Raw genomic sequence first — 5,997 nt, 5'->3', positions numbered from 1 at the left:
GATGCTTGACTCATTCCCCAGTGAGCACCGGGAACTATGAGCAAATAGACCTGGGCTCAATCGTCCACACCGCTGTCAATGCTGCGGCTACAGGACACGGAGCGCTTTCTCCGCTATCGCGACGATCCTGCCGCTTATGCGCAAGAGGTCCTCGGCATCCGCTAGTGCTCTCAGCAAATAGACATCGCAAACTCGATTTTCCGATAGTCATGATGCTGTGCGGAGAGGCTTCGAGTTCTGGGCCGGTGGATGGCCACCTGAATCCGGCCGCAGGTGGGTGCCGTCGTCTTGATGTGGTACTTAGATGCGCATGCGATGGACCATCGCACAAGGAGGAGTGGCATGTCTGTGGATTTGAAGGCTGACCATGTTCACGGCGGATTTGAGTGGGAAAAGGAACCAGCATGCAGTTGCGGCCAGTTCGCCCAGGCTATCGAGGACAAGGTCATATTCGTAAGCAACTTCACGGTTGCTGGGTGTAATCTCTGTTATTTCATGCCGCTAGACGCCGACGGCGAACTGTACCGAAGCGACGGCGTGAACATCAGCCACTGTCCCTGGTGCGGCGACAAGATTGAGGTGAGGAAAAAGTATCCGAGACGCAGTGCCCCAGCCCGAAAGCGAGGCGGGCGAGGCGAGCACTAGCCGACTGGAGCGACACACCACAGTAGGACCTTGTCTCAGTCTTTCAACTCGCCGGCGTTCTTCTTCTCCCCTCGTCGGATTGCACGCCGGCGGAAAGCATGGGATAAATACCCCCGTTTATTTTGGCTCGAACTGGAGGCTGTGATGGCAAAGAAGACAACGAGGCTCGACAAGGCGATGGGCAAAGGGGAAATACTGGCCGAGTTGGCTGCCAGCACGGAGCTGCCCAAGAAAGACGTGGGGCGGGTGCTTGATGCATTGGCGGCGTTGATCGAGCGACACATCGCGAAACACTCCGTAGGGATGTTCACTCTTCCCGGATTGCTCAAGGTCAAAGTCGTGCAGACCCCGGCCCGCCCGGCCAGAAAGGGTGTCCCCAACCCTTTCCGACCTGGGGAAATCATGAACGTTGCGGCCAAGCCTGCCCGCCGCAAGGTGAAGGTCCTGCCACTCAGCAAGCTCAAGGCGATGATCGGTTAAGCGCACCGACGCGTTCAAATCGACACGTCGTGCGAGTCGCTCTCGGGAGTGATGGCCCGACACTTCTCGCGGACCTGTGTGGTCGTGATCTCGTCGCATCGAACTGCCGCGGTCAGCAACAGCGAGATCGTGCGGCAGCGTTGCTCGATCTTCTCGCCGGTGAGGATCGGCAGGTCTGCCCGCAGGTGGCCCGCCGGGCGCAGGCGTGCGAAATTCCGGGTTAAACGTCCAGCAAACTGGACGCCTTAGCGTGGCTGGCAACACGAATATGGCTGGTACCCTAAACGGGACCGCTTTGCCCCGGCCAATGCCACCAAATGTCGCCGTTTTGCCCGGTCGGCGGGAACCGTTGCCGGACAGAAAAGACGACTGCATGGGCGTCCCAACACAGAAAAGGCTACACCTAAAAAAAGGGGGACCGAACCCGGAGAGTCATAGAGACCCCCTTACCGAGTTCATGACAGTGGGGAAATTGCTGGGAGTCCATGACGGTGGGCGTTTCCTGTTCTAGTCGTTTCCGCGTCTTGTGCCGCCGCCGACTATAACCGGACTTTAACGGGGCTCAACACATTGATTGGGAGTGACCATCCATGGTAATCGGTGACCCACCGGGAGGTGTAAACGACCATGCCAAATGAGCCCCGTCCTACCCTGGAGTACGAGGCGGGTGCGGCTACCATGTCTGCCTGTACCCAGGATGCCCGCGAGGGCACGGAAGCCTTACTCGAGAAGCGCAAGCCCGCGTTCAAAGGCTTCTAGGGGTGACCGTCGCCGCAACAGTCACTCTTCGCTACGACCTGCGTGCGCCTGCGTTTGCAGCGGCGACGCGCGCAGAGTTGTACGCCGCATGCTTGGAGCAGTGTGGGTGGGCGGATGAGCAGGGTCTCGATGGCGTGACGCTTGCCGAGCACCATGGGACCGACGACGGCTACCTGCCGGCGCCATTGACACTCGCCGCCGCCATTGCCGGGCGCACCAAGCGGATCGGCATCACCGTTGCGGCCGTCATTCTCCCTCTGCACGACCCAATTCGTCTGGCCGAGCAGTTCGCGGTGCTCGATCTGGTCAGCGGCAGCCGCGTCAGCTTGATCGTCGTGCCCGGCTACCGGCGCGAAGAGTTCGAAATGGCCGGCATTGACCGCGCACAGCGATGGCGGTTGGTCGAGGAGTACGTCGGTGTCATGCGCAAGGCCTGGACCGGCGAGCCGTTTGAATGGCGAGGCCGCACGATCCGGGTGACCCCGAAGCCGCGGATACAACCGACGCTGATGGTTGGTGGCGTCACGGAAGTCGCGGCGCGTCGGGCCGCACGGCTACGGACCGGTTTTCAGCCATCGTCTTCGTCGGACCCGCGCCTGCCGGAGTCCTACTACGCGGAGTGCGCCCGGCTCGGGTTCGACGGCGGATTTGTCGCGATTTCAAATAGCATCGCGGGTGTGCACGTGAGCGAAGACCTGGAACGCGACTGGGCCCGCATTGCGCCCTACGCGTTGCACGAGGCCCAGGCATACGCGTCGTGGGGAGATCCCGTGTTGGCAGGGCGCGCCGCCCCGACCACTGCGGAGGAGCTCCGCAGGAGCGGCTCGTACCGTGTTGTCACGCCCGACGAGTGTGTGGCGCTTGCACGGCAGACGGGAAGTATACTGCTCCATCCGCTGTTGGCCGGCATGGCGCCTGACTTGGGTTGGGCAAGCCTGGAGCTATTCGCCGCAAAGGTGCTGCCGAGGCTCCGCAAAGGACATTGATCCCGCTCCTTGATGCAGCTCAAAAGCGCCGTCGTTGTCACCGGCGCGCTTCACGGCGACTCGAAGAGCGCAGTGAGCGTGGCGTTGAAGTCGGCGCTATCGATGATGTGATCGCCGTTGGGGTCGGCTCCGCAGCGGCTGGACTCGCCTTTGGCGACGAGCGTGGTCACGCTGCCGGCGCGCGACCCGGTACAGGTGGCGCGCACTTACGCGACGCTCGATTATCTTACCGGCGGCTGCGGACGCGTGATCATGGCCGTCGGCCTGGGCAACGATCCGCGCGACTGCTTGGCTTGCGGTGTTCCTTCCGGAGAGCGCGCCGGTCGCATGGAAGAGGGCGTGGCGGTGCTGCGCAAGCTGTGGGCCGGCCCACAGGTCTCGCACCACGGCAAATTGCTACCACTTCGATGACGTAACCATCGAGCCGCGGCCGGCGAAGGGCAAGCTTGACATCTGGATCGGCGGACGCACTGACGTGGCGTTACGCCGCGTTGCCCGGTACGGCGACGGGTGGTTCCCATCGTTCGTGACACCCGAGGAGTTCAAAGCCGGGATGGAACGTCTTGTTGCCTACGGGGCGCAGCGGGGTCGGAGCATCGATCCAGGCGAAGCAGGCGTACTGGTGCTGACCTACGCCAGTCATAACCGCGAGCGTGCAGGCGCCGTTGCGCAGCTGGTGTACGCCAACTTTCAGTTTCCACCCGAAGCGATGGCGGCGCGCTGTGCGATCGGGACGCCCGAGGATTGTGTCGAGAAGGTCCGGGCGTACGTGGCGGCCGGCTGCACCAAGTACGTGCTGTTTCCGATCGCGCCAGCCGACGAGCTGATCGGGCAGATTGAGTTGTTTGCCAAGCAGATCATCCCGCGTTTTAGCTGATGGACACATTCCTGACTGAGGTCAGCCACCGGCGTGGCTCAGTAATGTGGTCCCGCTCATGCCGGAAGACTATCACCGCACACGCCAAGCCTGCTATAGCGGGCGCGGGTCACATAGGTCGTCTATTGCGTCGCGCCTACCGCATGCTCAAGCTGCCGGTCGATGACTATTTCACGGCCCTCACAGCCTGCCTGACCCGTTTCAACGTTCTCCACGTCCTGAGCATCGCCGCCGCGTTTGCGGTCGCATGGTGGGTGTACGTGCCCATCCATGAGTTGCTGCACGCCTACGGATGTCTGCTGACCGGTGGTGAGGTCACCCGCCTGGAGATCGATCCGCTCTACGGTGCCGCGTTGCTGCAGCAGATCTTCCCGTTCGTCGCGGTCGGCTCGAGCTACGCCGGTCAACTCACCGGGTTCGATACCCACAACAACGATCTCACGTATCTCGCAACCGACTTCCTGCCGTTCACGCTCACCATTCTGATCGGCATCCCATTGCTGCGGTGGGTTGCGACTGACAGGCAGAACCCGTTGCGGGGCTGCATCGCGCTCGGGGCGGCGATACCGGTTGCCTATGCGCCGTTCATTTCGATCCCCGGCGATTACTACGAGATGGGTTCCATCCTGGTGTCGAGGCTGGTGGCGCTCTGGTCGCCGTCGTTGCCGCTCGCGCGCTGGCGCAGCGATGACTTGTTCAAGCTCGTCGGTGAGCTGTTCTTCTCCGACGCCGGAGCGAGCGTCGGAGACGCGGCCGGCGTGCTCGCGTCGTCGTTGGTGGGCATCGTCCTGGCCTTTGTGACGTATTGGATCGGAGCGCAATTTGCCCGCTTGGTGGTGCGAGATCAATCGCGCTGAAGCCGTCTATTTCGTGTCCAAACGACACGTCACCGTATGTGGTGCGGCGACGGCGCGGCTCGATCAACGGGGTGTGAGTGGAAAAGCCGCGCTTGGTGAGTTGTGGTTCGGTTCGTGGTTGGTTTTGCTCCGATCTCGTGGGCAACTCGGTTGAGCGGCGTGAGCAGCAGTTCGCGTGCCCTTCTCTTTGTACTCCGCCCGGCTGCGATACGCCTTCCTCCTCCGCCAAGCTGTTTGAAAGCAGGCTGTTGGTGAACCTTGGCCCCGAGGCGCAACGGGCTGCCCTGGTGGACTGGTGCACGCGGCACGGTGCCGAGCTGGTCGCCGTTTACACCGACCACGGCATCAGCGGCGGCGCGGCGCTCGACAAGCGGCCCGCGTTGCCCAAAGCACTGGCAGCACTGAGGGAACACCGGGCGGGTGTGCTCCTGGTGGCGAAGCGCGACGCGGACGTGGCCTACGACCTTGCCGTTGAAATAAATCGGCTTCTTGGCACACCTTTCTCCTCCGCGAGTTTCCGCAAAAACGTGTGTCGAAGCACATGCGGCGACACCTTGATGGCCTCGCCGGCACGTCGATGGCGTTCGCCTGGGCGGGCCACCCGCTGCAGGATCAGAAAGTGCTGGTAGCGCGTGAGCTGCTGGCCCGTGCGTGGGGTGAACAACGGCCCCTTCTTCTTCGGTTGTAATGCCAGCCATTCGGTGAGCACCTGCCGGGCCTCGACCTGCACCGGCACGAACTCCCGCACGCGCCCGCCCTTGATCACCATATCGGTGAAGCCGCGGCCGGTGCCGCGATCACTCCTGACCTACACCACACCTGCTGCCGCGAGGATGGCGCGGCGCCCGATCGTCTCGAAGAGTTGCAGTTTGTAACGATTGTGGGCGAGCGGCGTGGCCCGTGTCAGTTCGGCGCGGAGCGCCTCTGTCGCCGTCTCCGCCGTCGCCGGCTGTCCCACCAGCGCGGCCTCCGCAACCCGCGCCCGCCAGGGCACCGGTGCTGCCGCACCCAGAACCACGGCGACGGTTGCGAAACGACCCTCGCGGACGCTCGCCGCGACGGCCGCTTCGGCCAGTGGCCAGTCGGCGGACTGTTTTTCTCCTTGTTTGACATACGCCGAGCGCGATCCGTCGGCCGGGGTGGGGACGAAGATGGCGGTAACGATCTCGCCTGGCGCCAGCGCATGCTCTCGGGTCACGTCCTTATCCGGCGAGACAAAGAAGTCGCCGAGCGTGACGGTGCGCACGCCGGCGGCACTGGTCAGTTCGAGGTGGGCATCGAGGGCGACCAGGGCGGTGGCGAGGTCGGAGGAATGGATCGCGGCGCAAACCTGGTTGTCGAAGAGGGCGTGGTACTGGTTCTCTCCCGCCTGCGCGTAACACGTGTCCCCACC

Annotated in this window: 8 protein-coding genes; 6 read left to right on the top strand and 2 right to left on the bottom strand. The window is 63.1% G+C overall.

Annotated features, from left to right (window positions below; all coding sequences use genetic code 11):
• Window positions 1-789 precede the first annotated feature (789 nt).
• The 6 genes from VF515_01595 (at window position 790) to VF515_01570 (ending at window position 4,604) form a co-directional block, all read left to right on the top strand.
• The gene (locus VF515_01595; GenBank protein HEX7406319.1) at window positions 790-1,125 is read left to right on the top strand and encodes an HU family DNA-binding protein; all 336 of its coding nucleotides are present in this window, start codon (window positions 790-792) and stop codon (window positions 1,123-1,125) included.
• Between the two features lie 627 nt (window positions 1,126-1,752).
• Entirely contained in the window at window positions 1,753-1,884 is a 132-nt protein-coding gene (locus VF515_01590) for a hypothetical protein (GenBank protein HEX7406318.1), read from the top strand.
• A gap of 2 nt (window positions 1,885-1,886) precedes the next feature.
• Window positions 1,887-2,870, top strand: a complete 984-nt coding sequence (locus VF515_01585; GenBank protein ID HEX7406317.1) for an LLM class flavin-dependent oxidoreductase — start codon at window positions 1,887-1,889, stop codon at window positions 2,868-2,870.
• 162 nt (window positions 2,871-3,032) lie between these two features.
• Complete coding sequence (locus tag VF515_01580; protein HEX7406316.1) at window positions 3,033-3,281, top strand: LLM class flavin-dependent oxidoreductase; 249 nt, start codon at window positions 3,033-3,035, stop codon at window positions 3,279-3,281.
• Window positions 3,169-3,747, top strand: coding sequence for an LLM class flavin-dependent oxidoreductase (locus tag VF515_01575; protein ID HEX7406315.1), 579 nt, complete (start codon window positions 3,169-3,171; stop codon window positions 3,745-3,747). Before VF515_01580 ends, VF515_01575 begins: the two co-directional genes overlap by 113 nt.
• Window positions 3,748-3,890: 143 nt before the next feature.
• Window positions 3,891-4,604 (top strand): hypothetical protein, encoded by a 714-nt coding sequence (locus VF515_01570; protein HEX7406314.1) that lies wholly within the window; start codon window positions 3,891-3,893, stop codon window positions 4,602-4,604.
• A 457-nt stretch (window positions 4,605-5,061) separates the two neighbouring features.
• Here the strand turns inward: VF515_01570 and VF515_01565 are convergent, their stop codons facing one another.
• Both VF515_01565 and VF515_01560 read right to left on the bottom strand, forming a co-directional pair.
• Window positions 5,062-5,373, bottom strand: coding sequence for a tyrosine-type recombinase/integrase (locus VF515_01565; GenBank protein ID HEX7406313.1), 312 nt, complete (start codon window positions 5,371-5,373; stop codon window positions 5,062-5,064).
• 39 nt (window positions 5,374-5,412) lie between these two features.
• On the bottom strand, window positions 5,413-5,997 hold a 585-nt coding region (locus tag VF515_01560; GenBank protein ID HEX7406312.1), incomplete at its 5' end, for an FAD binding domain-containing protein.

It is taken from the genome of Candidatus Binatia bacterium, assembly GCA_036382395.1.
In the GTDB taxonomy this organism is placed as follows: domain Bacteria; phylum Desulfobacterota; class Binatia; order HRBIN30; family HRBIN30; genus JAGDMS01.
Note: the sequence above shows the minus strand (reverse complement) of the source record. Positions and strands in the feature narration are given on the sequence as shown.

Bases quoted from the DNA above. Each gene is read 5' to 3' on its own strand.
- VF515_01595 (HEX7406319.1), top strand. From the start codon at position 790: ATGGCAAAGAAGACAACGAGGCTCGACAAGGCGATGGGCAAAGGGGAA.
- VF515_01590 (HEX7406318.1), top strand. From the start codon at position 1,753: ATGCCAAATGAGCCCCGTCCTACCCTGGAGTACGAGGCGGGTGCGGCT.
- VF515_01570 (HEX7406314.1), top strand. From the start codon at position 3,891: ATGCTCAAGCTGCCGGTCGATGACTATTTCACGGCCCTCACAGCCTGC.
- VF515_01565 (HEX7406313.1), bottom strand. From the start codon at position 5,373: ATGGTGATCAAGGGCGGGCGCGTGCGGGAGTTCGTGCCGGTGCAGGTC.